This is a genomic window from Paenibacillus sp. J22P165 (assembly GCF_059692015.1).
In genome coordinates, this window is the sequence record NZ_JCAUAP010000004.1 from 107,771 (window position 1) to 134,201 (window position 26,431).

Consider the following 26,431-nt stretch of genomic DNA (forward strand, 5'->3'; position numbering starts at 1 on the left):
TGCGATTTTTATTATTTCTCGACGGTGACAACGCTTGAAACAATGGTTTTATTGCCTGCTTTATCGGTAGCCGTGTAGGTTATGGTATAAGTGCGATCCTTCTCGGCTCGCAAGCTAAATGATGTAGCAGGAGTACCGATCTCAGCTTGGATGTCGCTTGCGCTGCTGTTTGGATCGCTGCTTGTAATGGAGCTCAAGATGACCGATGCAACGCCCGAATCCGCATCGTTTGCGTTCACGCTGGCCTGGATAGCGACCATCTTATGGTTCGCCGGCCAAATCGAAGATTTGCTTAGCGCTACGTTAAGTACCGGAGCTGTCCTGTCCATTAAGCCTACGACGATGGATTTGATTGCTTCTGTATTGCCCGCTTTATCGACAGAACGATACTGGACCGTATGTGTGCCGATTTGACCCAATAATATAAGTCCTGTATACGTGCTCCAAGTCCCACTGTTATCAATCTGATATTCGGTTCTTGCGACACCTGACAAATTGTCGGTTGATGAGAGGGCCACCACCGTCGTTTGTGCCCCATAGACAGCCTCAGCTACTGTGATTGGAGCTCTTAGATCAGCTAGGAATCCTACGCTCGCTTCCTTCGTTACAGCGCCCAGGGTAACTGAAGCATGAACGGAAGTAATGCCTTCCCCAGTTGCGGTTACGATTCCATTGCTATCCACAGTGGCTACTGCGCTATTGTCGCTTCTGTACGAGAATGTTGCCTGGCTTAGATCTGCAAGAGACCCATCAGATACATAGCCGGTCACTGACAATTGGGCCGGGCTTCCAGCTCCTACATACATGCTATCTGCTGTCATCGAAACGGAAGAAAGCACATCTTCAACTTGTATGTCCAACTGCGAGATGACCGCCTTTACCGGCGGCTTTCCGCTTCCCGAGAACATGCCGATACCGGCAAGGAAGTCGGTTCCGTCGAACTCCACAGTCGTGGAACCGATGGATAGCCATTGTGAATCTTTATAGTAATATCCAGTAACGTTGTTGCCTTCTTTGACCAATTTCATTTGGAATGGGGCGTTAATGCTCTTGCCCGCATAGTCCAGCAGCAGCCCTGTCGATGAGCCCCAGTATTTTTGCTGAGCAGGTGGATTCTGCGCATCCAGCAAGCTCTCGTTGTTGCGGAATACATACCTTAGCACCTTGCCGGTTCCGTCTGTGCGGAATTGAACATGCTTCGAATCCGCCGTGTCTTTTGCACGGAACATCAATCCAATCGTTGCAGGATCCGGGAAATCGAAGGCGTCTATCGTTGCTGTAAACGTGACTTTAGCGCTAGGGTCAGCGATATGAACGTTTTTGCTAAGGTAGACGAAATCATCCGTTTTGTCCCATACATTGTCCCCTACGCCTACGAGCGAATAGGTGCCATCGGGATTCGTTGTGACGAAGCTCTTGCTATGAGAACCGTAAGTCTTCAGAGCCCAGCCTGCCGGCCCAGTGTCCGTTCCGCCGGTAGGGAAGACCGTCGATATTTGTGTTGCCGCTTTCGTAATGCCGTCCCTGGAGACGGTTGCCGATACGGTGACTTGACCTGCTGCAAGGGCTGTCACGGAAGCGGAGCCATTACTTACGCTATTAATACGCAGTACTTGAGGGTCGCTGGAGACCAACTGGATATCGGCAGTAGACAGATCCGCCGGCGAGCCATTTTGCTGTGCTCCTGTCAAATTCAAGGTCCCTTGCTCTCCAACCGTAAAGAGATTTACCGGTGTCGTGAACTGGACTTCTTTCAAGAAGGTTTGGCTAACGCCAGCATCGAACGGCGTATTTTCAATCAAACCGGTATCGTCTGCATATGAAAGGCCTACAGCTGAACCAGACTTGTAGATGCGCACGCGTGCATCCGTATTCGTAGGACCTGTTCGGAAAGTAATTTCTTTGCGAACATATTGGGTATCTTTTGATGTGATTTCGATTGCGTTTCCGCCATAATTAAATACGCCGAGAACGATGGATTCCCCAGGTTCATTGTATACCCAAGCCACAAATTTATATTCGGTGTCCGGTTTTAGACCTGTAATTTTTTGTTCCACACCAGCTCCACCTGGCCCCAGCTTCAAACGGAATTGTCTTCCTCGTACTTGCCAGTCTGGAGATGCGGGTACGGATTGGACATCAGTGGTTCCGTTGGTCGTCCATTTCAGCCAGTTATCGGTCGTCCCGTTGAAGCCGCTGTTCTTGATCAGGTTCATATAAGGCGTATCGATCTGGGTGTAGGTCACGCTTGGAGGATTAGCAAAATCTGGCCCTGCCTTCCAATTGACACCGCCGAACTCATAGGCACCTGCATCCGGAGCAATACCCACATAACCGTCCGTGATTCCCTTAATAACCGCCCCTGTATTAATAGCCGTTGAACCGGCATTTAGTCGGAAGTCATTGGCAGCTGGATTCACAAAATTCACGCCAGTGCCAGATGTCGTGTTGTACCCGTTGGCCGTATCTGTTGTTAAGGAGACACTGTTCGTAAAAATGTTATTATACACCCTAGATCCAAACAACTCCTGGTTATAGGGTGGAGATCCCCAGAAGCCTATGCTGCTGGTTCTATGATTTACAACTGTGTTGTTATAGATGAGTCGGTAATTACCAGGCGTATTCATTTGAATCCCTACGTCATTGTTGTAGATGACGTTATGATGCGCCACCACATTGTTCGCATAGTTGTCAAAATAGAGACCGACGCTCATATCTGAGCCTTTGCTGTCGTGGATCAGATTGTGATGAATGTCGCTGTTACCCATATCGAGACCCCAGCTATATAGCAGGGCTCCGTCTCGGGAAAGCCACATCCCATTAGAAATATCGTTGTATGAAATCTCCCCGCTGCCGGATCTCCAATAAATATTGAATCTTCCAGAGTCTCGAATCTCGTTGTAACTGATCAGGTTGCTGGTCCCGCTAGAAAGCTTCACCAGGGGATCATAGGAAGCCATATAGCTGCCGTTATGAATAATGTTGTTCACAATGCGGTTGCTGTTCCCCTCAATATTGATTAACGTTCCCGAGGAGTAGCCAATCTTACTGTTCTTGATTTCGTTATTGTCTCCGACGATGCTAATTCCGCCATTAAGCTGATCGGCATTTGTTGTATTTTGGGAATAGTTCGAAAAGTACACATAATCAGCCTGAATGCCATCCAAAACGTTATTGCTTGAACCGTTCATTGTGATGTTGGCAGCAAAAGTGCGAATCCCCTTCATTTGGATGAAGGATTTTCCGTTCAAATTGAATGCGGTCTTGCGCTTTTTAACCTCAACATTGGAGGGAACCCCGCCGTTCGGTGCCCACAAATAAACCTTTTGGGCTGTCTCATCCACATACCACTCGTTTGGAGCATCCAATGCGCCTAAAACTCCGCTAAGGAAGTACGTGCTGCCTAACCGAGGATACAGTTCCTGATAGTCACCTGTAATCGGTTCATATGTAAGGGTATGGGTCGCACTATTGTAGCCTGTTACCTTGCTGGTCATGCCTTGGTAAGCATTCCCGCCTCTTTCCCAGACCAGAGCGTTCTTCCAAAAGTCATTAGACTGCGTCAGATCTGAATCAACAATCGACGTCGCTGATCCTGAGTCTGCGGTGGCGACACCTGCTTTTAAACCAGGCAGAGTATATTCGCTGATATTTGGCCAACGCGCTTCCCAAAGGGGAGCAACAGCCGAGCCATTATTTACGAAAAGCTGGTTTTCTTTCCCGAGGCTCCAAGATAAATCTGCTTTATATATCTGTCCTGTGTGTTGCGTCCAGCCGCTAATTGGCTCGGTACCGCTTACAATTACGGTTGCGCCCGTGGCTGGCCGAAAGGTGATGGGCTGGCCGCTATTACCGGACGCAGCTGGAGTAACCGTCTCGCGATACGTACCCGATGCGATGATACAGGTGTCCCCTGCCAGCATAACTTGGGCGCATTTATTGATCGTTTTGAATGGTGTCGCCTCTGAATTTACTGCTACGGCGTCATTTCCGTTCGGAGCCACGTAGTAGGTCGTTGCAGCCGCAAATGCGCTTGGTGCGGGCAGCAACCCACCGATAAAGCCTAGCGTTAACGTTAACGCCAAGCCATACCCAAGCTTCGATTTTTTTCGCATTACACAAGCCTCCTCGATAAGTAGTTATGGACAATATCCATACTTCTAACTTATCAATTTGCCAAATAATAAAAAGTCTAATATCCGTACTTTACTCTTGAATCAAGCTGAAACATTTATATTTTAATGAACCTCGGTTATTCAAAAGTAAGAATTTAAAACATTTAGTTCCATAAGAGAGTAAAGTGCAGATCTTGCACTTTTCTTTTGATTGCATTCCAGTTTATGTTGGATGAGTGTATGAATGGGGGGCATGGTATTGCAACTATTAAATCAGTTCCAATTTAATCAGCTTTCTGTACGGATCGTATAATTCGGACACATACTGCATCATGTACAATTATTCAAGCAAGGTGGCGAGTCATCATGGCGAAATATGTAACGATAAGTTGTTTAGGTCCTAGACCTTTGGTGATAGAAGCAGATATTCCTGCTCAAGAGGCTGTGGAACGTATGATTCAACATTGGCAGAGTCAACTAGACCAGGTGCTCCCGGATCGTCCAGATTTAATCGTACTGCACGAAGCCAGTGACAGGCCGGATCAACGGAAGTTCCCGCAAGATCAAAAATTAGCCTATTATCGATTCCGAAAAAATCAAATTCGTGATTTTCTGGCAGGCGTTGCGAAGCAGCACCGTTGTTATATCACGTATCCAGCACATATTGAAGCTGAGGACGGCAGCTGGCGAAATGCGATGCAGTTGATTGATCGCGAGGGGCAAGTGATGGGGTCCTACCATAAAAACCATTTGGTTCCTGATGAATATAACAAGCATCATATTCTTTATGGGAAGGAAGCCCCCATTTTTGAATGTGATTTTGGGAGAGTTGCAGCAGCGATATGCTTTGATTTGAACTTTGATGGGCTTCGGGAGCAGTATGTGAAAGCAAAACCGGATTTAATCGTATTTCCTTCCATGTATCATGGTGGGATTATGCAAAACTATTGGGCTTATTCCTGCAGATCCTATTTTGCCGGTGCGATATCGGGCTTACCTTGCACAGTTATCTCTCCATTGGGGGAGGTGGCAGCACAGAGCACGAATTACTATCCATTTATTACAACCAAGGTTAACTTGGATTACGCTGTTATTCATATTGATGAGAATGGTGCACATTTTCTTAAAATCAAACAGAAATATGGGACGAAAGTCAAGATTCATGACCCTGGTTTTTTGGGTTGTGTCCTGTTAACTAGCGAATCTGAGGACTTCACTGTGAACGATATTATTGCAGAGTTTGGGCTGGAGCTGATGGATGATTATTTCTGTCGATCCGAGGAGGCCCGGCTTATGCCTGGGCGTATAGAGCTTTAATTTGGAAGGAGTGGTGCCAATGATTGACTATCGTAAAACAATTCTGGATGGTGCTCATCAAGCGATAGGGAACACACCTATAGTTAGATTGAGCCGCTTAACCAAGGAATTAGACGGGGAAATTTATGCCAAGCTCGAATACCTCAATCCTGGCTTTAGCAAGAAAGACCGAATTGCGCTCCAAATTATAGAAGAAGCAGAGCAAGATGGCACACTTACGCCAGGTCAGAACGTTGTGGAACTAACGAGTGGCAATACCGGTACTGGGCTTGCCATCGTCTGCGCGGTGAAAGGGTACCCGTTTGTTGCTGTTATGTCGAAAGGGAATTCGATGGAGCGAGCGCGGATGATGCGTGCGCTAGGAGCTGAGGTCGTACTGGTTGAACAAGCAACTGGGTCAGTACCTGGTCAAGTGTCTGGCGAAGATCTTGCGTTAGTAGATGCAGAAACGCTGCACATTGTTAAAGAACGAGGCGCATTCCGTGCGGATCAATTTCATCATCGAGGGAGTTTGCTCGCTCATGAGTTACATACGGCAGAAGAGATATGGGAGCAAACTTGCGGTGAATTTGATGTGTTTCTTGACTTTGCAGGAAGCGGTGGAACGTTTGCTGGCTGTGCCAAAAGGTTGAATGCCTATAATCCTGCCATTCGCAGTTATTTGGTAGAACCGAAAGGGGCTCCTTATCTGGCGGGTGGGACGCAGACCAATCCGAACCACAGGCTGCAAGGCGGCGGGTACAGTATGGAGTTGCCATTGGTCGATCGAAACTTGATCTCTGATTTCTTGACGGTTACCGATGAGGAAGCGATTGAAGCTTGTAGGAGATTAGCGCGCGAAGAGGGAATATTTGCGGGTTTTTCTTCCGGGGCCAACATCGCTGCAGCCCTGCAGCTATTGAAGTCGCGAGAGAAAGGAGCTCGGATCGTATTGACCATTAACGATTCAGGCTTGAAATATTTAAGCACCGATCTGTACCCGTAAGTGAATGACGGCGACATAAAGATATGCACATAATCACGGTGATATCATCGTGCAGAAGAGGCTCTTTTCATGCCTTGGCGAATAGAGCTTTAAATAGGAGGCATAAGAATGCAAACGCTACGCATTGGAATTGTAGATCTAGACACATCACATCCGGGCAATTGGGTGCCTATCATTAAGGAACTAGGCCATCAGGTGGTTGCCGTATTCGATGGGGGAACCGTTCATGAGGAAGGGTATGCCACACAATTTGCGGAGAAGCATGACATCCAAATGGTTTGTGATTCGTTGGAAGACATGGTGCCACTCGTAGATGCGGTCATTATCCATAGCGTGAATTGGGACTTGCATGTCGAGCGTGCACGTCCTTTTGTCAACGCGGGTAAAGCTATACTGATAGATAAACCTATGGCAGGGAACATGCGTGACATCCAGCAACTATTGGAGTGGGAACGCAGTGGTGCTCGTATAACAGGAGGTTCTTCGTTAAGCGTCTGCGAAGAGGCCAAAGAATGGCATCGGCAACATGATCCGAACGACGAGATTGTGACTGTGCTAGCGGGCTGTTCCGTTGATGAATTTAATTACGGCATACATGCGTTCTACTTCCTACAAGCGATTATGGGAGCGGGTATTGAAAGCGTACGATCCACAGGCATCTACCTACAGCATCAAATTGAGCTCATATGGCGGGATGGGCGCAAGGGATTCTTAAGTGTCGGAAATACAAAGGGATACTTGCCCTTCTATGCGACGATTGTGACCGAACATACAGTCAAGCATCTACAGGTGGATAGCAGCCGATTATATCGTTCTTTTTTGGAAGCGAGCTTGCCATACTTGGCAGGGGATGCGGAACCTTTCGTTACAATAAGTCAGTTGCTAGAAGCAGAACTCGCTGCGATGGCCGCGAGAAAATCATTCTTGTCGGGAGGACAGCAAGTAGCTTTGAAGCATTTATCAGACGAAGATCAAGGTTACGAAGGACCCGCTTTCGCTGCACAGTATCGAATGAAAGTGAAAGGACATTAGGATGATAACGATCAAGCAAACGAATTTTATTGTAGAACGCGAACCGTTACTCGCTCCATTTGGTTTCAAAGGCGGCTATGTGAATGAACTCTGGCAATCCTTCGTTTCTTTGGAGGATCTGGAAGGGGATATCGGTGTGGGGCTAGGTGTCCAGAGTATACTTTGGTCTGATCCACAGGTCTATACACAATGGGGCAATGAACGAGGCAATATATTCATGAATGACATTACCAAATATGCGTTGTTAGCCGCTCAGCATATCCCATTCGAAACCCCTATGGATATTTTGGATCCTCTGGTGGTGCAGGCCTATGAATATGCCTCCCGCGTATGGGGGGGCGATCCGCTCAGGGCTACCTTTGCGCTCAACGCGCTAGTTCCTATTGATCATGCAGCTTGGATGCTGCTGAGTCGCAAAACTCCTGGTGTCCATTTTACAGAACTGATTCCGGAGGCGTATAGATCCATACTAGCATCTCGGCATGAACGGCTAGCATGTACGCCAGTCGTTTCTTATGGGATGACAGAAGAGGATGTTGTAGCGCTGCTTGACGAGGGTTATTTTGTGCTGAAAATTAAATTAGGCTCAGATCCGAATCAGGATGGAGATCCCGAGAAAATGCTGGAGTGGGATATCCATAGGTTGAAGGAGATTCATCGCATCGCTGGGAACCGTGACTGTCTTCATACGGCCAATGGAAAAATTGCTTATTACCTCGACATCAATGGGAGGTACGGCAGCAAGGATCTTCTTTGGAGGTTAGTGGACGCTGCAGAGCGAATTGGAGCTATAGAACACATTTTATTGGTGGAAGAGCCGTTTCCTGAACATGTGCACCTGGATGTTTCAGATATTCCGGTAAGGGTGACAGGGGATGAAAGTGTACATGATGAAAAGGATGCTTTGGAGCGAATCCAAATGGGGTACGGGGCCTTTGCCTTGAAGCCGGTGGCCAAGACGATGAGCATGAGCTTGCGCGTTGCGAAGTTGGCTAGTGAACATGGTATTCCTTGTTTCTGTGCTGACTTGACTGCTAATCCGATGATGGTGGATTGGAATAAGAATCTTGCTGCTCATCTACCGCCTGTGCCGGGACTCTCCATGGGCTTGATCGAATCCAACGGCAGTCAAAACTATACCAACTGGGAAGTTATGAAAAGAAATCTTCCAATGCCAGGTGGCAGCTGGATCCAGACAATAGATGGGCAATTTCAACTGCATCCAGAATTTTATGAGCATAATGGAGGCATATTCGGTCGTAGTGCTTACTATGAATCGTTATTAGGTACACAAAAATCCAAGTGAAACGTCTATTTCTATGAGGAGTAAAACGAAATTCTTGCTATCTGGAGGAGAGTTCTTGTCTTTATTAAATAGTTCTGTCAAGTTAAGTCTTCTTCCAAATCCTGTGATTGATATGGTGCAAACATTACTGCATAGCATGCAAGAAGCGATAGGAGACGAACTTGTTGGTGTTTATCTGCGAGGTTCACTCGCTTTAGGGGATTTCGACCCTGTTACAAGCGATATCGACTTTTTGGCTGTAACCAAATTCCCTGTTTCAGATGAGAAGTTTGCTGTCCTGAACGTGCTGCATACCCAACTTGCTACAATCCCGAATGTGTATGCTCAGCAACTGGAAGGGGCGTACATCGAGCACAACTCCCTGAGACGCTTCCGTACAGGGGAAAGGCATCCGACCATAGAAAGAGGAGGCTTTTTGCGGTGGAATGAGCACCATACGAATTGGATCTTAGAACGGTGGACGGTACGCGAGCACGGAATTACGCTCATCGGTCCGGACCCAAAAACGCTCATCGAACCGATTTCAAGGGAGGAAATTCATTCAGCTGTCTCCATGCGTATGCGCGATTGGGTAAGCTTTGCCTTTCAGCAAGATGATCCTGATTGGCGTAGTCCCCTTGGTCATAAAGCATATGTGGTAGAGACGATGTGTCGAATCATGTATACGTTGGATTGTGGAGTTATCTGTAGTAAACCGCATGCTGTCATTTGGGCACTTAAAACGTTTCCCGAGCCATGGCGTTCATTAGTTGAACGATCGCGATCGTGGCGTACCGACAATCGTACTTCACCTGATACGCTCATCATATCTGAAGTAATGCGGTTTGTGCATTGGGTCGCTTCTCATGACACGCATAACAATTAAGGTTCTAAAAGAAAGAAGCGTTCACTCTTTGGGGTGAACGCTTTTCTTTGTGTTATTTGTATGTTGACAAATAATTATCATAGTTATATATTTTATAATATTAAGTTAAATAATTTTAGGATAATTAATAGGAGGAGATAAACATGGGAATTGTTGATAATAAAGTTGTATTGATTACTGGTACTGGTGGAGGGCTAGGGCGCGCGGCAGCGCTGGCTTTTGCACGCGAAGGTGCAAAAGTTGTCGGATCTGATATTAATGTGAATGCCAACAATGAGACGGTTGAACTTGTTCGCAGCGCCGGCGGTGAAATGACGGGAATCGCACCGATTGATCTCACGGACCCTGAACAGGCGCGAAAAATGGTTGAGGATGCCGTAGCAGTTTACGGTGGACTCGACGTCGTTTACAACAACGCGGCCATCCAATACTTCGGTCCTATGCCTGATTTCTCAATTGAAGACTGGCGAAAAACAATTGCTGGCGAACTCGACATTCCATTCTTTGTGTCCAAATTCGCATGGCCTCATCTGGTTCAGCGTGGAGGCGGCGTAATCATCAACGTCGCATCTATGGCCGGTGTAATTGCAGGCGAAACCCCTCCGATGGTCGGACACACCGCAGCGAAGGCTGGTGTCATCTCCATGACACGACAGTTCGCGCTGGAAGGTGCTCGCCATGGGATCCGTGCGGTGGCGATAAGTCCGGGACCTTTCTTGACTCCTGCGAGCGATCGCGACCTTGGTGACAACCAAGAGGCTCGGAACGAGATAACGAAAAAAACGCTGCTCAAGCGTTTTGGACAACCTGAAGAACTCGTGGAACTAGCGGTGTTCCTCGCTTCTGACCGGGCGTCTTACATTACAGGAGCCAACTATATGGTCGATGGCGGGGCTTCTGCTTGGTAATGGTAGAACATTCGGTATAACATCAAAAGACGCGATTTTCGCGTCTTTTTTTCATTCTGAGGGTTGATGTATTTGTCATCCTAGGGCTAATAAGGTTATTATTAACGGGAATCACAAAGAGAATTCAACTATTCTATTCGGAAAACAAATACATTACGCTAATGGAGGAATGTAGCAAATGGAAATCAGAAGAGTAGGGTCCCAGCCTTCAGGTAAAGGCTCGTCTGACTATTTTACCGGTACAGTTCGCATCGATCCACTGTTTGAAGCAGCGGATCCTGCCCGCGTAGCTGGAGCAAATGTGACCTTCGAGCCAGGTGCACGGACAGCATGGCACACCCATCCATTGGGGCAAACACTTATTGTAACGGCGGGTAAAGGAAGGGTTCAGCGCTGGGGTGGTCAGATCGAGGAAATTAACCCCGGTGATGTGGTTTGGTTTCCACCAGGCGAGAAACACTGGCATGGAGCTTCTCCTACCACGGCAATGACGCATACAGCCATTCAAGAACGACTTGACGGTAAGGCCGTCGAATGGTTGGAACAAGTGAGTGACGAGCAGTACGAGCCCTAAATATATAAAATTGTTTATGCACCCGCGGGTGGGAGGACGAGACATGAACAAAGAAGACCAGGTCATAAGTGGTTTCAGGAACTTATATAATAAGTTGGTTTGGCTTAATAAAGATAAGATGGAAGAAAGTCTTAAAGGGTTTACATCTTCGGAAGTTCATTGCATCGAATACATTCACAAACATGCGGATTCCAATGTGACGCAGCTTGCCGAGTCCTTTTATATGACGCGCGGTGCTATAAGTAAATTAACGAAAAAACTCATTGAAAAAGGCCTTATCGAAAGCTACCAGAAGTCAGATAACAAGAAAGAAATCTATTTCAGACTTACGGAGCAGGGGAAAGACATTAATCAAATTCATGACGATCTGCACAAAGAGTTTCAAGAGCGGGATAAAGCCGTATTTGAGCAGGTAACGGAAGAACAGTTTGACAGTATACTTCGTTTCGTTGACAAGTATAGCGGTCATTTAGACTCGGAAATAAAGAAACTAGGTATAGATAAGAAGTCGGAATAAATGTAAATGAGGAAAATAATAATCAGGCAGCTGGGCTCACTTGAGAACGTGCTGCCTTTTTTATTGCTCCTATTTTGTTGACAAGGAAACAAAATTGCGATAGGATGAGTTTGTTTCCGAGGAATCAAAGTAATATTTTGAAGGAGAGAACTTGTATGTCCCTATTTAAGTCACACAATCAACAGAACAAAGAAATAATCGCCAATAAACACGCTATACGATTCGGCCTTATCGCTGTGTTTCTATGCGGAATAGGCTTCAGTATCATAGCGCCAGTCGTCCCCTTCTTCGTGCAGCCATATACAAGTAATCCCGGAGAACAAGCTATTGTTGTTACGCTGCTGACGTCTGTATATGCCCTTTGCGTATTTGTTGCGGCTCCCGTACTTGGAGCATGGAGTGACAGATATGGCCGTCGTCCGATACTCTTATTATGCCTGCTGGGTTCTGCAATCGGGTACTTTGTATTTGGTATTGGAGGAGCACTATGGGTACTATTTGCTGGTCGCATCATAGAAGGCATAACAGGTGGGAGCATTGGTACGATTTTCGCCTATTTTGCAGACATCATTCCTCCTGAGCAAAGAACCAAGTACTTTGGATGGTTGAGTGCAGTTGTAGGTGTAGGTACTGTCATTGGTCCAACGGTAGGCGGATTTCTTGCCAAGTTTGGTTATGCTGCACCCATGTATGCTGGTGCTCTTATAACGTTATTGAAAGTTGTTTATGGATTCTTTTATATGCCGGAAAGCCTTCCCAAGAAAGATAGATTGAAAGAGATTAGCTTAGCTAGACTGAATCCATTTATACAGCTTGTTCATGTACTCTCCATAAAAAATTTAAAATGGCTGTTTATCTCGGCATTCTTACTTTGGATACCCAATGGATCTCTGCAGGCTGTTTTCTCCCAATTTACAATAGATACGTTCAGTTGGAAGCCAGTACTAATCGGACTACTGTTTTCAATTATGGGCGTTCAAGATATCTTGTCACAAGGTTTCATCATGCCCAAGCTTTTGATAAAATGGAATGATAAACAGATCGCTATTCTTGGCATGGTTTCGGAGATTGTAGGTTACTGTCTTATTGGGCTATCTGCTTTGTTCTCATTCTATCCTCTATTAATTGCTGGCATGTTTATTTTTGGTTTTGGTGATTCGATTTTTGGGCCTTCCTTCAATGGCATGCTCTCCAAGTCAGTCGATTCCCGTGAACAAGGTAGAATTCAAGGAGGCAGCCAATCGATTCAAGCTTTAGCAAGAATGATTGGACCCATCCTTGGAGGTCGAATTTATGTTTCATTCGGTCATGCCGCACCTGCTATTATGGGTGTGATTCTTATCGCAGCCGCAATACCTATTTTGTATAAGAGAACGGTGACGGTTGGCACTTATAACTAAAAACCCGAACAATAAGATATACTCGTAGGCGAGCGAATCAAATTGATCGGGTTTATTCAAGCAAACTAAACGACACATTTAGCATGTATAAAGAGTTTCCAGTCATTCGAACGGTTAATCTTCTCCGTTATCGACCTCGCCATTTAATTGTTCAGCATAGGCTCGCATCAGATCGTAATCATGATTAATCTCAACTTCTGCGATGTGTGCAGGATCTTGCTCTTGAGGAACTGTCTTCTCATCTGCCACATGATTCACCCCTTCCAGATCGTAAGGGATAGGTTTTCCTATATCCCCTTTGTTATCCATGCATATAAGAGAATATTATTCGACGTAAGGCGAAAATAATCCATATCGAGGGAACTAACGTCAGGCAGCAACTATTCGTTACGGAGGATCGTCTATTTTTAGTCCCACTATTTTCCAATACTAACGTTTAGATAAGCAACACATGATCGGAGCTGCTGATGAAAATGAAAACATGGATAACAATTACTGCCTTTTCTGCGCTGTTACTTAGTTCCTGCTCCGCCGCGGGGGAAGAACGGACGAAAGTCATTGATCTTGTTACGGGAAACAAATCCCAAAAACAACAATTGATATATAAGGAAGGAACAAACGTGATGGAACGGATAGCCGTTCCTACTGGTTATGAGAGGGTCCCTGTAGCGGATGGTTCCTATGGGAATTATTTGCGGAATCTACCTTTAAAGCCCCATGGTTCCAAGGTACATTTGTTTAATGGAGAGCTTAAGGCGAAAGAGGTTTACGAAGCTGTGCTCGATGTGGATGTAGGGGAGCGGGATCTTCAGCAGTGCGCTGATGCAGTTATGAGACTGCGTGCCGAATACTTATATGGGAGTGGCAACTTCGATAAAATTCACTTCAATTTTACAAATGGCTTTAAAGCAGACTATGCAACATGGAAGAAAGGAAATCGGATTGAAGTTTCCGGAAACAAGGTCTCATGGATCAAGCGGGGAGCGGCTTCGGACAGTTACGAAGTGTTTCGAAGTTATCTGAACATGGTATTTGCGTATGCAGGAACTTTGTCCTTGTCCAAAGAAATGAAGAAGGTGCCGCTGTCAGAGATTCAAGCTGGAGATGTATTTCTGGAAGGGGGGACGCCAGGACATGCAATCGTTGTATTGGATGTGGCTCAACACGCCAAGACGGGTGAAAAACTCTTTATCTTAGCTCAGGGCTACACACCCGCACAAGACATCCATGTTCTAGAAAACGAGGATAACGGGGAGGGGAATCCTTGGTATTCCGCTGTTTTTGAAGGAAAGTTGAACACGCCTGAATGGACGTTTACAAGAGAACAACTGTACAGATTCTCAGAGTAATATCAGGTAGAGGAGGACGGGAAATGGTTCCTAAACATATCGTTTCTGCGGCAACAATTGTTCTGAATGAGCGTAACGAAATCCTATTGATAAAAGGGCCCAAACGAGGATGGGAAATGCCAGGAGGGCAAGTTGAAGAAGGAGAATCATTAAAAGATGCAGCCGTAAGGGAAACAAAAGAAGAGAGCGGTATAGATATAGAAGTAACCAAGTTTTGTGGTATATTTCAAAATGTAAGTGCTAGTATTTGTAACACGTTATTTTTAGGCAGACCAATTGGTGGCGAATTAACAACGACCCCTGAGTCTTTGGAAGTTGGATTCTTTCCAATAGAAACAGCTTTAGAAATGGTGAATTGGGGTAATTTTAAACAAAGAATTGAGTATTGTTTGAATGAAGAACTTCATCCTTTTTATGTTGAATTTTCCATACCACTTAAGGAATGCTAGAGTTCCAGAAGTAACGGAGGAATCGAAAACTGATGACTATATCGGGTATTCGTTATGAACGCTACACGGGGAAAGATTATCATGTTGTAAGTGAATTAATAAGCCATGACGTTGACGCGGGAGAAAATATGCTGCGGTTGCTTTCGGAACAACCGGAATTATTTATTACCGTATCCGTTGAGGATAAGCTTGTTGCTTTAGCACAAGTAAACGAGCCTTCAACACAGTCTTATTTAACTGTGTTTGTTGCTCCGGAGTTTCGTAGACAAGGAATCGGTTCTGCTACGATAAAGTATGCCGAAACGATATTGCGGGAGGGTGGAGCCCAAAAAGTTAGGAGTTCCTACCGGAGTGGTCATCACTCATCTCTTACGTTTGCGCGCAAGCTCGGTTATGATAATTACTTTTCGTCGACTTTTATGCAGCGAACTGGCGATCCCTTTCCTCAGGAGAAGCTTCCAGTGAGGCAGTACTTAGACGATGACTATTCGACCAGTCAGTCGCTGTATGCCAAAGCGTTTCACGATATGCGTGTTCGTGTCGGGCGCTTTCCTGATTCAGTCATTGCCCAGCCGAGTGAAAAAGAACGAAAAGCATGGAATGAGGATGCGGTAGACCGTTTTGTATACGAAATTAACGGAGAAATCGTCGCTTATAGCCACCTTTCTGGTCATGTACTCAGTAGTATTTCTGTTCGTACTGACTTTCAGGGGCTTGGGATTGGTAGAAGATTTGTTATCTTTTTATGCAATGAAATCTATCAACGCGGCCATGACAAAGTGGATCTCTGGTGTGTTTCCGGGAATTATGCCAGAAGTCTGTATGATAGCCTTGGCTTTAAAGAAAAGTACATAACGGAATTTTTGCAGAAAACACTATGAATGTGACTTTAGATAGCTTAGAATCATTTTGAATTAAACAAATAAAAGGGGATAAAAATGAACCAAGAGGATGTTAAGCAACGGATTAAAGATTACCAGCAGGCAGATGGCGTGCAACCTCTTATGTGCGGACTTAATAGTAAACACGAGAAATTATATCCAAAGATTCTTGAACAAGGGTTGGTTCTTCTTTGCCCTAATTGCAATTATACGCAGACGTACATCCCGGATCTCTTCTTCGATGATGGTTTTTATGAATGGTTGCGCGGCATGAAGAGATTGATTTAGGGAGAAGTCGGTTTAATCATACTTGAATTACGGTATACTTATTAAGCATAAGAGAGTGCAATCAAACCTTACGGATCGGAGTGATTAAAGTGTCGACATCAAGAAAATTAGTCTTTTTTATCGCGATGAGTCTGGACGGTTTCATAGCCAGAGAAGACGGCAATCTAGACTGGATGTTCGCTGTTGAAGGCGAGGGAGACAACGGGTTTTCGGCCTTTTACGATACGACAGACACGATTCTGATGGGCAAAGCTACATACGATCATTTACTGACAATGGTAGAAAGTTATCCCCATGCAGACAAGACAAGTTATGTGTTTTCGCGAACGGAGAGTCGTGATGATTCAAGTGTCACGTTCGTACAAGAAGATCCAACAACTTTTGTACAGCGACTTAAGCATACTGAAGGATCGGATATTTGGCTTGTCGGAGGAGCGGGATTGGCGGACGAGCTGATCAAATCAAAACTCATCGACGAATGGATCGTTTCAATCGTACCCATTGTATTGGGTAAAGGAATTCCTCTCTTTAAAGCTGGCAATCCGGAGACAACATTGAACTTAAATCAAGTTACGCGCTTCGGGCAATTTGTGCAGCTGCATTATGTAACCAAATAGAAAGAAACTTAGAACCTTGGTTGACAATCAAGCGAAACCATGTTAATTTATAACATATAAAACACATTGAATTAATCGGAATTAAGTAATTAGCTGACTGGTCACCCGGAAGCATGGATCTTTTGAATCCATGCTATTTTTGTTTTTAAAAAGGAGTGGATATGAAATGGGCATATTATTGGACTCTTTAAAACTTGCAAGCTTAAGTAAAGTGGATCGTTGGGTTGATTTTAAAAAGCTGTTGGACGAAACGTATACGAAACGTGAGAATCAAGGATCTCGACTTGAGCATTCAGGAAGTTTGCCACATAGCTCCACGCCAAGCAATCATTATCGATAAGGAGGAACAACCAATGAATCAAACCAATATCCTATTCAATCAAGAAACGGTGAACGTGAACTTAATCGGTACTGATCATAAACACATACCTTCTTTGCTCCATGCGTTAAAGAGCAATAAACTGACGTTAGGGAACATTCAAACCCCTCTTATCCAAGTTGATTTGTATAGCTCAGAAGCTATTCTCTATTCAGAAAAAGGGGATAAATACAGGGTTCCATTGTTTTGAACCGGCTGTTGGGGAGAGGCATAAAGCTGCACATGAAGAGGCTGTTCAAAAAAGTCAATGTAGACTTTTTGAAACAGCCTCTTCTTTCGTTAATGACCTAGGAGTAATGAACCTGCTTCCTCTGCTTCCCGCATCCTAACTGGATTTTCTCCATCTATTTGAAGCGGATTTCTCGAATCCGATGGATTAACTGTATTTTCTGTAGTTAAATTCCTCCGATTTGCTCGTTTCTTCAAATTTCATCTAAAATAGATGTATGTTATCCATCTAATCATGAATGCAGGTCAGATTCGAGCAAACCAACCTCAAACTTGCCATTATCGATATCTGAACATAGGGTGCATGACATGGTATCAAAACGGATAGAGCCAAAATCATCATGTGGACAACCAAAAAGATCATGAAATTGCGTCATGAGAATAGCTATAATTTGCTTAGAGATGGAAGTGATTTTGTCATTCGCTGGCTTGCAAACGCTTGCAAGGAATGTTGTTTTACACGCGAAGATGAATACTGCTGGGTTATAGGGAGATTTTATCGTTCAGCCAATTAAAGGACATCGCCCTAAATAGACAGAATGTATGTCTACGAAGTCTTATTTCGTATTATAGAAATTACGGGGTGAAGGTGTTGAAGTTATTTACGAAGCCATGGTCGTTTTCAGTGACTCTCCATATCTTGTTAGTCGTCATGGTTGTCTTTCCGATCGCGACGATATCTACCATGATTCTTCAAGTATATAAACGCGATTTATTGCAGCAGACAACGGAGCGGACCCTGCAAACTCTCCATGCTGTTACTTATTCAGCTCAGCAAGAGATCGGTAAAATCGAATACGCTGCAGCTGCCGTCGGTGTCGATCGCGATGTGTTATCAACGGTCACATCCTTGATTCAAGCGGATGAAAGCAACCGCTTTAAGTATATCAACGATCTAACTCTTGCGCTCAGCAGATACACCTACTCGATGTCCAGCCAGCTGTTGGCGATCCACTTTTTTTATAAAGATGGCGGCGTGTATTCGTTTAAGCAGAACTTGATCAAGGATGAGCAGGAACTACGTTCAGCGTCATGGTATCAGAACTTGCTTCAGCACAAAGATAGTGTGCAGTTTCTTAGTCTTCAGGAAACGCTTCTATACGGAGTGAGTGAGCCGTTAGCGGTGACAGCTGCGATCGCTCCCAGTGACTACCATACGCTTAGTAATGTCGAGATGATTTATTTTTCACTGAATGAAGAAGCGTTTGATAAAATCTTGCGACAGCAGCCCAACGATGATTCCACTTATGTCATTGTGAGCAAGGAAGGTCAAGTTGTCACAGCCAGTTACAATTGGGAGCAATCGAGCTTAACACCAGCCAAACTTGAGCAGATCAGAAGTGCGCGTGAGGGCCATTTTATCGATCAGGTGAGCGATCGCAAGATGATGGTGACCTATGCGAGCGTTGGAGAAACAGGCTGGAAAGCAATTCAAGAGATCCCTTACAGTAAAGTAACAGCCAATTATGAACGTATTTTTAAGTTTGTCCTATTCGCAACCATTGCGGTTATCATTGTATTTTTGTTAATTTCCTTTTATTTAGTTCATAGCTTGACGAGGCCTATTCACGTCTTAGTCCGTAAAATGTCCCTTGTGATGGAAGGGGAGCTAAACGCCAAGATTGGGACTTCTAAAATTGCGGAAATGGCAGCGCTAGGCAGAACGTTCAATCATATGCTGGATCAAATTAAGCTGCTTCTAAGGCAGCGAGAGGAACAAGAGCAAGCGAAGCGGAAAGCAGAGTTCGCGGCTTTGCAGTCGCAAATTAATCCGCACTTTCTTATTAATACATTGAATGCCATTAAGCTGATGGCGCTGATCAGTAAAGTGGACAACATCCGGAACATGACCAATGCACTGATGCGTCTCGTATCGTCCTCGTTTAACCGGGGCGGCGTACTTATCCGTTTTTCCGATGAAATCGCTAATTTAAAGCATTACCTATACATCATGGAAATTCGTTACGGCAACAAATTTGAAGTGGAATGGGACATCGACCCACAAACTGAAACGAAATATTTGCTTAAGCTGCTCATTCAACCCATTTTGGAAAATAGCATTGTACACGGTATGGCGGGCAAAGAAACTCGTGGGAAAATCGTCATCCAAGCACGTGTTCACGAAGGCAGTCTGTACATTGTGATCTCCGATAATGGAGAAGGAATGACAGAAGAGCAGCTCGAGGAGTTCCGTACAAGGCGTAGTCCGCATACGTTTTCAGGCATGGGCGTCGCCAATGTCCATCACCGAATTCAGCTGCACCATGGCGAGGATTACGGTATTATTTTGACTGCGAATGAACCTAAAGGAACGAAAGTGTCAATGAAAATCCCGATTATTCATCGTGATCAGGAAGAGGAGCGACCACTTCAGTTGGAAGCTTAACGCAGTTCATAAAAGATCAACTTCATAGCCGAAAAGATCATTTGGATGCGTTTCCATCCCGTGTATGATAAAGACAGGTTAAACAACCAACCGAATTAAAGAAACATTCATTGGAGGGGTTTCAAGAATGGGGAAAAGTAAATTCGTAAGCACGGTGCTAGTGGGCGGACTTGTTATGCTGAGTGCATTGACAGGATGCTCGAAAGAAACGGCAGCACCAGCAGCAGCTTCCGTCAAACCAGCCGAAACGAAAGCGGCAGCAGCGACGCCAAAACCAGCGGATCCCGTTAAGTTAAAACTTGCGATGTGGGATGCCAAAGGAGATCTTAAGTTCTGGACAGACAAAGTGAAGGAATACACGAAGCTAAAGCCGAACGTGACCGTAGATATTGAGATGGTGCCGGATAACGGCGGTCAATACTTGAAAGTACGATTAGCTGCTAATGATTTGCCTGATCTGATGTACCTCAAGCCTGCGCATATGCAAATTTACAAGCAATCCCTTCTTCCACTCGATGACTTAGCAGGGGCCAAGAATAATAAGTTTCCAGCGAAAATTGATGGCAAAATCTTAGGCGCACCGCTCGTTTCTTTCTCGGAATTTGTCTACTTCCACCCAAGTGTTTTCAAAGAACTGAACTTGGAAGTGCCGAAAACGATGCCTGAGTTCTTGTCCACGATGGAGAAAATTAAAACGAATGGTAAATATACACCAATCGCCATCGGCGGTAAGGAAGACTGGACATTCTATCCATTCATGGAGTTTGGCCCGCACATCCTATCTGGGGATGAGAATTACTTAGCAAATTTGGCGAAGACACCAGAGCCGTTCGGAGATGGCAGCACATTTGATAAAGCAGGGAAAATCATCAAAGAAATGGCAACGAAGAAGTTGGCAGGACCTGATGCGCTATCCATATCTTTTGATCAATCCACACAGTTATTTGAATCAAAAAAAGCAGCAATGATCGCAGCGGGTCAATGGTACTACGGTGACTATGCGAATAGAGTGAAAACAGATGAAGATCTTGGCGTATTCCCGCTTCCTTTCCGCAACACAGAGAGCGAGCCGTTAACGTCCATGACGGTATCGGATATGAATGTCGGCATTAACAAAAACAGTAAAAACGTAGAAGAGGCGAAAGCATTCTTCGACTGGATGTTCAGTAAAGATGTGTATCAGGGCTTTATTAATATGGCGCAACAGTTCTCAACGATTAATGGCGTCAGCACAGACCTTCCTTTCTTTAATAAATGGACGGAAAAGTATCCGTTTAAACCATTTATCTACTCAGCAACAGATGAAGGCTTTGCTAAAGTAAGTGGTGCGGCACAATTTGATTTCAAAAAAGCTGCACAAGAAATTTACTCTGGCAAACCGATTGACACCTTGGAGAAAGAACTGAATAACAAGTGGAAGAAAGCAGTTGAATCGAACAAATAGGTAATTAAATAGAGGGGACTATCTGAGCGATTGGAATAGTGCCCTCTCTTGTATACAGGAGTGATTACATGAATTATCGCATGCAGCAAAAAGTCGTCATCATTTCGTTTTTATTCGTACCTGTGGCGCTCTTACTTTTGTTTCTGATCTATCCGACTTTGCAGTTATTTCGCTACAGCTTTACGAGTTGGGATGGATATAGCCCGAGTTTTAAGTACATTGGCTTTAACAATTATAAGCAAATGCTGTTTGATTTTCCTGAAGCTTGGCATGCCATTCGAAACAACGTCACTTATTTTATTTTACATGCCATTGCCATTCCGCTTGAAATCATCATGGCTGTTCTCTTGACCAGAGCACTGCGTGGGAGTGCGTTTTTCCGCTTCTCGGTTTTGATGCCTTACATTATCAATGGTATCGCAGTGGCGTATATGTTCAGCTACATTTATAATCCGATCAATGGTCCGTTGAATGAGCTTTTGAAAGCGGTGGGACTTGAATCCTGGATCCAAAGCTGGCTGAGCGATGCGAAAATTGTGAATTATTCGTTAGTCGTTGTTTCTTTATGGCGGTACAGCGGCGTGCATATCGTGTTGTTTCTAGCAGGACTGCAATCGATACCGAAAGACCTGTATGAAGCGGCAGAAATTGATGGTGCGAATTTTTGGCAGCAGCAAAGGTATGTAACGCTCCCAGGCATCCGACGTGTGATCGAGATTATATTATTCATGAATGTGTCTGGAGCCCTTCTTCAGTATGACATTCCGCTTGTTATGACGAACGGTGGTCCTGGCAGTGCGAGCAGTACATTTGGACTCTTTTCACTCCAAACGGCATTTACTTACAACAATTACGGTCTGGCCTCAGCGATGGCAGTTATTCTCTTGCTCATGATTATCGTTTTTTCATCGTTGCAAGCATGGATCGTGAAAGACAGGAGTGGGGCTTAACATGGAACGTGCACTATCGTTTGATCAAATGAGTAAGCAGCCGTTGCCAAGCCGTACGCGATCGATGGGCAAGCAACGTATAGTAGCGAATATCGTGTACTATGTGCTTTTTACGCTCATGGCTATCCTGATTTTCGTACCGATTTTACTCGTTGTATTTGGTTCGTTTAAAACGAATTTGGAGCTTGCCGAAACGTCGCCATTTTCGCTTCCGAAGAGCTTTCTTCATATCGACAATTACGTGAGTGCTTTGAAAGAAGGCAACATGATTCGCGGACTTGGGAACTCGATTCTGCTGGTTGTGTTAAGTATGCTTGGCAATATGCTGCTCGGGACGATGACGGCATTTGTGCTCAATCGGTTTCAGTTCCGCATGAAAAAGTGGATACTTCTCCTTTTTATGATGTCGATGATCATTCCGGCTTACACGACAGAAATTGCTCGCTTTCAACTCCTGCATACACTCGGCGTTTATAATACGCTTGGGGCACCACTTCTTATTTATATTGGTACGGATATTATGCAGATTTACATTTACATGCAATTTCTCGAAAAGATTTCGGTTCAGCTTGATGAGAGTGCTATGCTGGACGGCGCTTCTTATGTTCGAATCTTCCGTTCGATCATATTCCCACTGCTGTTGCCTGCCACGGCAACACTGGCGATTTTAAAAAGTGTCACGATCATGAATGATATTTTCGTTCAGCAGTTATATATGCCAGACAAGAAGCTGGCGACGTTGGCGACTTCCTTAACTTCATTCGTGAGTACGCGCAGTTCGGACTTGTCTATGCTCTGTGCAGGTATTATTATCGTTTTATTGCCGAGTGCCATCTTCTATATCGTTTTTCAGCGGTATATTTTTAAAGGTCTTATGGAAGGCGCGGTGAAAGGATAAATACGAAGGAATTAACTTCACAGATGGGGGATGGACAGGTTGTTTAAAATGATGATTGTCGACGATGAACCGCTTGTTCGTCTAGCGCTTCTACATATGATCGACTGGGATAGCATGGGCATCCAGGTTGTTATTGAAGCTGACGATGGGTTGGAAGCACTTGCTATTCTAGAGCAGCACGGTGATATCGATCTGATGCTGCTTGATATTGAGATGCCTAGACTGAGCGGCATTGAGTTGCTGCGAGCCCATCCGGCAATTGTACAGAAGCGAAGACCTGTCGCCATCATGCTAAGTGCCTACAGCGATTATAGCTATGTCAGAGAAGCTTTCGTGCTTGGCGCCATTGATTTTATTGTGAAGTCGGATATGGATGAGGAACACCTGGTTCCTGTTATTTTGAAGGCGCTCAATGAGCTTCAAACACGGGAGACGTCAACGCCTGTTGTTGAACGTCCGGATGAAGAGATTGACCGGAGGAGTGAAATCCTTCGGCAGCTCATCTCTATTAATCCACAGCAGAATGAATCGGCGTATGCTGCTGCAGGGGCTTGTATCACGGAGTGGCTCGAAGAATCGAATCAACTGGTTGCCGTTATTACCATTTCGCAAGGCTCATCTGAGGCTGGAAGAATGGGGAGAAGTTTAAGGGATGGTCAAACCCAACGGTTTATTATGCAGTCGGTGCAAACCGTTCTGGACGCCATGTCAATGAAGCATCTCTTATATGCGAATGGCCAATCGGAATATGTGCTATTTTGTTCATTCGCAGCATTTCGAAGTGAAAGTATGATTCGGGAAAAAGTACAGTCGGCTTTCTCTATGATTCAAACGCGACTCAATCAATATGTCAATGTGTCCATCTCCATTGGAATTAGCGATCTAGCTAGCGGCATGAAGGCTTGGTACCGTTTGTATCAACAAGCGGCCCATTTGGCCTCGATGAGTTATTTTGCCGGATTTAATAAGGTGTTCTATCCGGAAAGCTGCATAGAGTTGGGAAAATCCAGTGGGGACAGCGGAATTGAGCATGCCCGTAAGCTGCAGGTGACGCTGAAAACAACGGGAGCAAGCATTGCGCAGCTGCTAGAGCAAAGTAATGCCCAGTTATGGTCGAAGGAATTTGAGCAGATGGAGCTGCTGCTTGGGCAAACATGGGGCTGGAGACCGCAAGATGTGCACACCGCGTTGGAGGATTTACTTTGGGAGCTTGGAGGACTGCTTTATCGCAAAGGCATTCGTTGGGATGACCTCGACGAAGAACTCCAGCATCCTTTTGAATATATGAAGCGTTTGGAGACACTGGAGGAAACAAAAACTTGGCTTCATCGCATGTGCAGTCAGTTATTTCAACACATTCACGGCAAGACAACGGAGGCGAACTACAGCAGTGTCGTCACTCTGGCCAAGCAATTTCTGGATCTCCATTATACGGAGGACGTCAACCTCACGTTAATCAGCGAAATGGTAGGTGTTAGCGAAGGCTATTTAAGTAAGCAATTTACCAAAGAAGTCGGTTGTAATTTTATTCAGTATTTAACGAACTTACGCATTGAGGAATCGAAACGTTTAATGAAAAAGAAGGGCAATAAAATTACGTATATCGCTGAAACAGTCGGGTACTTGAATGTGGAACATTTCAGCAGAATGTTCAAGAAAACGACGGGGTATAGCCCGAAGTTGTATCGGGAGAGTCGCATTTTCGAATAGTGAACTAGTCTTCTATACCTTCTCAGTTCCCATTTTCAGCTTGCGGTACGTGCTGGGGGATTGATGGAATGCTTTCTTAAATAGCTTGGAAAAATGAAACTCATCATAAAAATGCAGCTTAGCTGCAATTTCTTTCAACGATAAGCTAGTGGTTTCGAGAGCAACTCTCGCAGCTGCTAGCTTTAGTTTTATGAGGTAGTCGTTTGGAGACAAGCCTGTGAGTGCACGGAACCGGTTGAAAAAGGTCGTACGCGACCAACCGCTAAGCTTGAGCAGGTCTTCAATGCGAATTTGTTTGTCCAAATTTCGATGGATATAGATGAGGATTTGGTTGAGCTCGGTGTGATGAGAGAGGGCAACCAAGGAATGTTCTCTAGTTAACAAGAGTAAAATTTCTTGTAATAAAATGTTTGACGCATATTCGTAACCATGAGGCTGAACAATTAAGCCATCAATCATCCGTTCGCACAATTGCATGGCTTCTGCCATTTTGCCGGTAGAGATCACTTCCATTACGGGAAGCTGTAGATAACGGGTCATGTTTAGTTGGCTAAAATCCAGAAAATAAAACTTCCAATCGTTATTCAGACATTTGTACATGGCAGGAATGCCATCTTCCACGAAGAAAAAGGTGTTTTTCTCCAACTCATGCGTATGATTATTTAGTGTAATGCTACCTTGTCCATCAAAAGTAAGGAAGAGACCTGGTATATCAAAGCCGTTCCTCTTCGATACTTCATAGCTATTATCGGCATGAACCTTCCAGATAGAGTCAAATACAGGGAGAGGAACATCTCTCTTTTCTAACGCATAGGGAATGTTGATAACGGTCATGGTTTGCTCCTTTGCCTGTATTTCAATCTTCGTTATTGTACGATTATACATGAAATGATAACGCTAATCCATGGTTGAAATCATTGGCGCACCCTATACTTAGACTATAAGCAAGTGAGAAACTACTTAGGAGTGTGGATAAACATGACGATGATGTTGAAAGTAGGCAATCGCGAATTAGAGATGCATGGACAGCATTTAGAGGAACTTAGAAGCTCAAATGATATTCTTCATGATATGGCAGCATTGCGTGATCGAATGGAAGAGGATGGGTACTTACTCATTCGTGGATTTCATGATCGGGACAAGGTGTTGGATGCTCGTACGAGTATTTTGGAAAAAATGGCACAGATGGGCAAGCTTAATCGCGACACGCAGCTTGAGGATGGTGTGATGGCGGATGGCAGCAAAACTATTTTCTTTGGGGGAACGAACGAAGATTTACCTGCCCTCTTGAATGTCTTGAATGGCGATCATATTATGCGCTTCTTTGATGAATTTCTGGGTGACCAATCATTAACCTACCATTACAAATGGCTGAGAGCTGTTGGGAAAGGTGATTTCACAGGGGCGCATTATGATATCGTTTACATGGGAAGAGGCACTCACAACGTGTATACAGTATGGTCCCCGCTGGGAGATGTGTCTTATGAAATGGGGGGGCTGGCCATTTGCCTTGGTTCACACCGTTTCGAGAAATTGAAGGCGTCCTATGGCTCCAAGGATGCTGATCGTGATGGGGTTAACCACTATACGGATGATCCGCTGTTCATTACGGAGAAGTTTGGCGGTAAGTGGGCAACAACGGAATTTCAGGCAGGAGATGTGCTCATCTTTGGCATGTTCTTGATGCATTGTTCCCTTGAAAATACGACGAACCAGTACCGGATTAGTGTAGATGCTCGGTATCAGTCCGCGAATGAGAAGGTAGATGAAAGATGGAGTGGGAAAAAGCCGAGGGGCCATTCTAAATAAGGAATGAGAATATCTTGCTCAAAG

General features: G+C 44.8%; 25 protein-coding genes. 22 read left to right on the forward strand and 3 right to left on the reverse strand.

Going from position 1 to position 26,431, the window contains the following annotated elements; all coding sequences use genetic code 11:
• Window positions 1-11: 11 nt before the first annotated feature.
• Entirely contained in the window at window positions 12-4,115 is a 4,104-nt protein-coding gene (locus tag AC58QM_RS10915; RefSeq protein ID WP_497283806.1) for an OmpL47-type beta-barrel domain-containing protein, read from the reverse strand.
• Window positions 4,116-4,481: 366 nt separating this feature from the next.
• Here AC58QM_RS10915 and AC58QM_RS10920 point away from each other — a divergent pair, with 366 nt between their 5' ends.
• The 9 genes from AC58QM_RS10920 to AC58QM_RS10960 all read left to right on the forward strand — a co-directional run bounded on the left by AC58QM_RS10920 (window position 4,482) and on the right by AC58QM_RS10960 (window position 13,019).
• Entirely contained in the window at window positions 4,482-5,432 is a 951-nt protein-coding gene (locus AC58QM_RS10920; RefSeq protein ID WP_497283808.1) for a carbon-nitrogen hydrolase family protein, read from the forward strand.
• Between the two features lie 19 nt (window positions 5,433-5,451).
• Entirely contained in the window at window positions 5,452-6,417 is a 966-nt protein-coding gene (locus tag AC58QM_RS10925; RefSeq protein ID WP_497283809.1) for a PLP-dependent cysteine synthase family protein, read from the forward strand.
• Window positions 6,418-6,525: 108 nt separating this feature from the next.
• A complete protein-coding gene (locus AC58QM_RS10930) occupies window positions 6,526-7,449 on the forward strand; it encodes a Gfo/Idh/MocA family protein (protein ID WP_497283811.1) in 924 nt (307 codons plus the stop codon).
• 1 nt (window position 7,450) lies between these two features.
• Window positions 7,451-8,755 carry an enolase C-terminal domain-like protein gene (locus AC58QM_RS10935; RefSeq protein WP_497283813.1) on the forward strand — a complete coding sequence of 435 codons (1,305 nt, stop codon included), beginning with the start codon at window positions 7,451-7,453 and terminating at the stop codon, window positions 8,753-8,755.
• Window positions 8,756-8,810: 55 nt separating this feature from the next.
• Complete coding sequence (locus tag AC58QM_RS10940) at window positions 8,811-9,620, forward strand: aminoglycoside adenylyltransferase domain-containing protein (protein ID WP_497283815.1); 810 nt, start codon at window positions 8,811-8,813, stop codon at window positions 9,618-9,620.
• A gap of 143 nt (window positions 9,621-9,763) precedes the next feature.
• On the forward strand, window positions 9,764-10,528 hold the full coding sequence (locus AC58QM_RS10945) for an SDR family NAD(P)-dependent oxidoreductase (RefSeq protein ID WP_497283817.1): 765 nt from the start codon (window positions 9,764-9,766) through the stop codon (window positions 10,526-10,528).
• 178 nt (window positions 10,529-10,706) lie between these two features.
• Window positions 10,707-11,102, forward strand: a complete 396-nt coding sequence (locus tag AC58QM_RS10950) for a (R)-mandelonitrile lyase (RefSeq protein ID WP_497283819.1) — start codon at window positions 10,707-10,709, stop codon at window positions 11,100-11,102.
• A gap of 43 nt (window positions 11,103-11,145) precedes the next feature.
• Window positions 11,146-11,619: a MarR family transcriptional regulator gene (locus tag AC58QM_RS10955; protein WP_497283821.1), complete on the forward strand. Its 474-nt coding sequence runs from the start codon at window positions 11,146-11,148 to the stop codon at window positions 11,617-11,619.
• Window positions 11,620-11,774: 155 nt separating this feature from the next.
• On the forward strand, window positions 11,775-13,019 hold the full coding sequence (locus tag AC58QM_RS10960) for an MFS transporter (protein WP_497283823.1): 1,245 nt from the start codon (window positions 11,775-11,777) through the stop codon (window positions 13,017-13,019).
• Between the two features lie 114 nt (window positions 13,020-13,133).
• Here AC58QM_RS10960 and AC58QM_RS10965 read toward each other — a convergent pair whose 3' ends face one another.
• Complete coding sequence (locus AC58QM_RS10965) at window positions 13,134-13,268, reverse strand: hypothetical protein (RefSeq protein ID WP_497283824.1); 135 nt, start codon at window positions 13,266-13,268, stop codon at window positions 13,134-13,136.
• A 224-nt stretch (window positions 13,269-13,492) separates the two neighbouring features.
• Between AC58QM_RS10965 and AC58QM_RS10970 the strand changes: the two genes are divergently transcribed.
• The 12 genes from AC58QM_RS10970 (at window position 13,493) to AC58QM_RS11025 (ending at window position 24,598) form a co-directional block, all read left to right on the forward strand.
• Window positions 13,493-14,368: a DUF4846 domain-containing protein gene (locus tag AC58QM_RS10970; RefSeq protein ID WP_497283826.1), complete on the forward strand. Its 876-nt coding sequence runs from the start codon at window positions 13,493-13,495 to the stop codon at window positions 14,366-14,368.
• A 23-nt stretch (window positions 14,369-14,391) separates the two neighbouring features.
• The gene (locus AC58QM_RS10975; protein ID WP_497283827.1) at window positions 14,392-14,817 is read left to right on the forward strand and encodes an NUDIX hydrolase; all 426 of its coding nucleotides are present in this window, start codon (window positions 14,392-14,394) and stop codon (window positions 14,815-14,817) included.
• 32 nt (window positions 14,818-14,849) lie between these two features.
• The gene (locus tag AC58QM_RS10980; RefSeq protein WP_497283829.1) at window positions 14,850-15,698 is read left to right on the forward strand and encodes a GNAT family N-acetyltransferase; all 849 of its coding nucleotides are present in this window, start codon (window positions 14,850-14,852) and stop codon (window positions 15,696-15,698) included.
• Between the two features lie 57 nt (window positions 15,699-15,755).
• Window positions 15,756-15,986: a hypothetical protein gene (locus tag AC58QM_RS10985; protein WP_497283830.1), complete on the forward strand. Its 231-nt coding sequence runs from the start codon at window positions 15,756-15,758 to the stop codon at window positions 15,984-15,986.
• Between the two features lie 89 nt (window positions 15,987-16,075).
• On the forward strand, window positions 16,076-16,603 hold the full coding sequence (locus AC58QM_RS10990) for a dihydrofolate reductase family protein (RefSeq protein ID WP_497283831.1): 528 nt from the start codon (window positions 16,076-16,078) through the stop codon (window positions 16,601-16,603).
• Window positions 16,604-16,769: 166 nt separating this feature from the next.
• Window positions 16,770-16,943, forward strand: coding sequence for a hypothetical protein (locus tag AC58QM_RS10995; protein WP_497283833.1), 174 nt, complete (start codon window positions 16,770-16,772; stop codon window positions 16,941-16,943).
• Between the two features lie 13 nt (window positions 16,944-16,956).
• Window positions 16,957-17,172, forward strand: coding sequence for a hypothetical protein (locus AC58QM_RS11000; protein ID WP_497283835.1), 216 nt, complete (start codon window positions 16,957-16,959; stop codon window positions 17,170-17,172).
• A 627-nt stretch (window positions 17,173-17,799) separates the two neighbouring features.
• Complete coding sequence (locus AC58QM_RS11005; protein WP_497283836.1) at window positions 17,800-19,596, forward strand: sensor histidine kinase; 1,797 nt, start codon at window positions 17,800-17,802, stop codon at window positions 19,594-19,596.
• Between the two features lie 127 nt (window positions 19,597-19,723).
• Window positions 19,724-21,040: an ABC transporter substrate-binding protein gene (locus tag AC58QM_RS11010; RefSeq protein ID WP_497283838.1), complete on the forward strand. Its 1,317-nt coding sequence runs from the start codon at window positions 19,724-19,726 to the stop codon at window positions 21,038-21,040.
• Between the two features lie 68 nt (window positions 21,041-21,108).
• Window positions 21,109-21,990, forward strand: coding sequence for a carbohydrate ABC transporter permease (locus AC58QM_RS11015; protein WP_497283840.1), 882 nt, complete (start codon window positions 21,109-21,111; stop codon window positions 21,988-21,990).
• A 1-nt stretch (window position 21,991) separates the two neighbouring features.
• On the forward strand, window positions 21,992-22,888 hold the full coding sequence (locus AC58QM_RS11020) for a carbohydrate ABC transporter permease (protein WP_497283842.1): 897 nt from the start codon (window positions 21,992-21,994) through the stop codon (window positions 22,886-22,888).
• A 48-nt stretch (window positions 22,889-22,936) separates the two neighbouring features.
• Window positions 22,937-24,598 (forward strand): helix-turn-helix domain-containing protein, encoded by a 1,662-nt coding sequence (locus AC58QM_RS11025; protein ID WP_497284449.1) that lies wholly within the window; start codon window positions 22,937-22,939, stop codon window positions 24,596-24,598.
• Between the two features lie 12 nt (window positions 24,599-24,610).
• Here AC58QM_RS11025 and AC58QM_RS11030 read toward each other — a convergent pair whose 3' ends face one another.
• Window positions 24,611-25,432 (reverse strand): helix-turn-helix domain-containing protein, encoded by an 822-nt coding sequence (locus tag AC58QM_RS11030; RefSeq protein WP_497283843.1) that lies wholly within the window; start codon window positions 25,430-25,432, stop codon window positions 24,611-24,613.
• A gap of 144 nt (window positions 25,433-25,576) precedes the next feature.
• Between AC58QM_RS11030 and AC58QM_RS11035 the strand changes: the two genes are divergently transcribed.
• A complete protein-coding gene (locus AC58QM_RS11035; RefSeq protein WP_497283845.1) occupies window positions 25,577-26,407 on the forward strand; it encodes a phytanoyl-CoA dioxygenase family protein in 831 nt (276 codons plus the stop codon).
• Window positions 26,408-26,431 lie beyond the last annotated feature (24 nt).

Excerpts from the sequence above, each read along its gene's own strand:
- AC58QM_RS10915 (WP_497283806.1), bottom strand. The coding sequence starts at position 4,115 with ATGCGAAAAAAATCGAAGCTTGGGTATGGCTTGGCGTTAACGTTAACG.
- AC58QM_RS10920 (WP_497283808.1), top strand. The coding sequence starts at position 4,482 with ATGGCGAAATATGTAACGATAAGTTGTTTAGGTCCTAGACCTTTGGTG.
- AC58QM_RS10925 (WP_497283809.1), top strand. The coding sequence starts at position 5,452 with ATGATTGACTATCGTAAAACAATTCTGGATGGTGCTCATCAAGCGATA.
- AC58QM_RS10930 (WP_497283811.1), top strand. The coding sequence starts at position 6,526 with ATGCAAACGCTACGCATTGGAATTGTAGATCTAGACACATCACATCCG.
- AC58QM_RS10935 (WP_497283813.1), top strand. The coding sequence starts at position 7,451 with ATGATAACGATCAAGCAAACGAATTTTATTGTAGAACGCGAACCGTTA.
- AC58QM_RS10945 (WP_497283817.1), top strand. The coding sequence starts at position 9,764 with ATGGGAATTGTTGATAATAAAGTTGTATTGATTACTGGTACTGGTGGA.
- AC58QM_RS10950 (WP_497283819.1), top strand. The coding sequence starts at position 10,707 with ATGGAAATCAGAAGAGTAGGGTCCCAGCCTTCAGGTAAAGGCTCGTCT.
- AC58QM_RS10955 (WP_497283821.1), top strand. The coding sequence starts at position 11,146 with ATGAACAAAGAAGACCAGGTCATAAGTGGTTTCAGGAACTTATATAAT.
- AC58QM_RS10960 (WP_497283823.1), top strand. The coding sequence starts at position 11,775 with ATGTCCCTATTTAAGTCACACAATCAACAGAACAAAGAAATAATCGCC.
- AC58QM_RS10970 (WP_497283826.1), top strand. The coding sequence starts at position 13,493 with ATGAAAACATGGATAACAATTACTGCCTTTTCTGCGCTGTTACTTAGT.
- AC58QM_RS10975 (WP_497283827.1), top strand. The coding sequence starts at position 14,392 with ATGGTTCCTAAACATATCGTTTCTGCGGCAACAATTGTTCTGAATGAG.
- AC58QM_RS10980 (WP_497283829.1), top strand. The coding sequence starts at position 14,850 with ATGACTATATCGGGTATTCGTTATGAACGCTACACGGGGAAAGATTAT.
- AC58QM_RS10985 (WP_497283830.1), top strand. The coding sequence starts at position 15,756 with ATGAACCAAGAGGATGTTAAGCAACGGATTAAAGATTACCAGCAGGCA.
- AC58QM_RS10995 (WP_497283833.1), top strand. The coding sequence starts at position 16,770 with ATGGGCATATTATTGGACTCTTTAAAACTTGCAAGCTTAAGTAAAGTG.
- AC58QM_RS11000 (WP_497283835.1), top strand. The coding sequence starts at position 16,957 with ATGAATCAAACCAATATCCTATTCAATCAAGAAACGGTGAACGTGAAC.
- AC58QM_RS11010 (WP_497283838.1), top strand. The coding sequence starts at position 19,724 with ATGGGGAAAAGTAAATTCGTAAGCACGGTGCTAGTGGGCGGACTTGTT.
- AC58QM_RS11015 (WP_497283840.1), top strand. The coding sequence starts at position 21,109 with ATGAATTATCGCATGCAGCAAAAAGTCGTCATCATTTCGTTTTTATTC.
- AC58QM_RS11020 (WP_497283842.1), top strand. The coding sequence starts at position 21,992 with ATGGAACGTGCACTATCGTTTGATCAAATGAGTAAGCAGCCGTTGCCA.
- AC58QM_RS11025 (WP_497284449.1), top strand. The coding sequence starts at position 22,937 with ATGATGATTGTCGACGATGAACCGCTTGTTCGTCTAGCGCTTCTACAT.
- AC58QM_RS11030 (WP_497283843.1), bottom strand. The coding sequence starts at position 25,432 with ATGACCGTTATCAACATTCCCTATGCGTTAGAAAAGAGAGATGTTCCT.
- AC58QM_RS11035 (WP_497283845.1), top strand. The coding sequence starts at position 25,577 with ATGACGATGATGTTGAAAGTAGGCAATCGCGAATTAGAGATGCATGGA.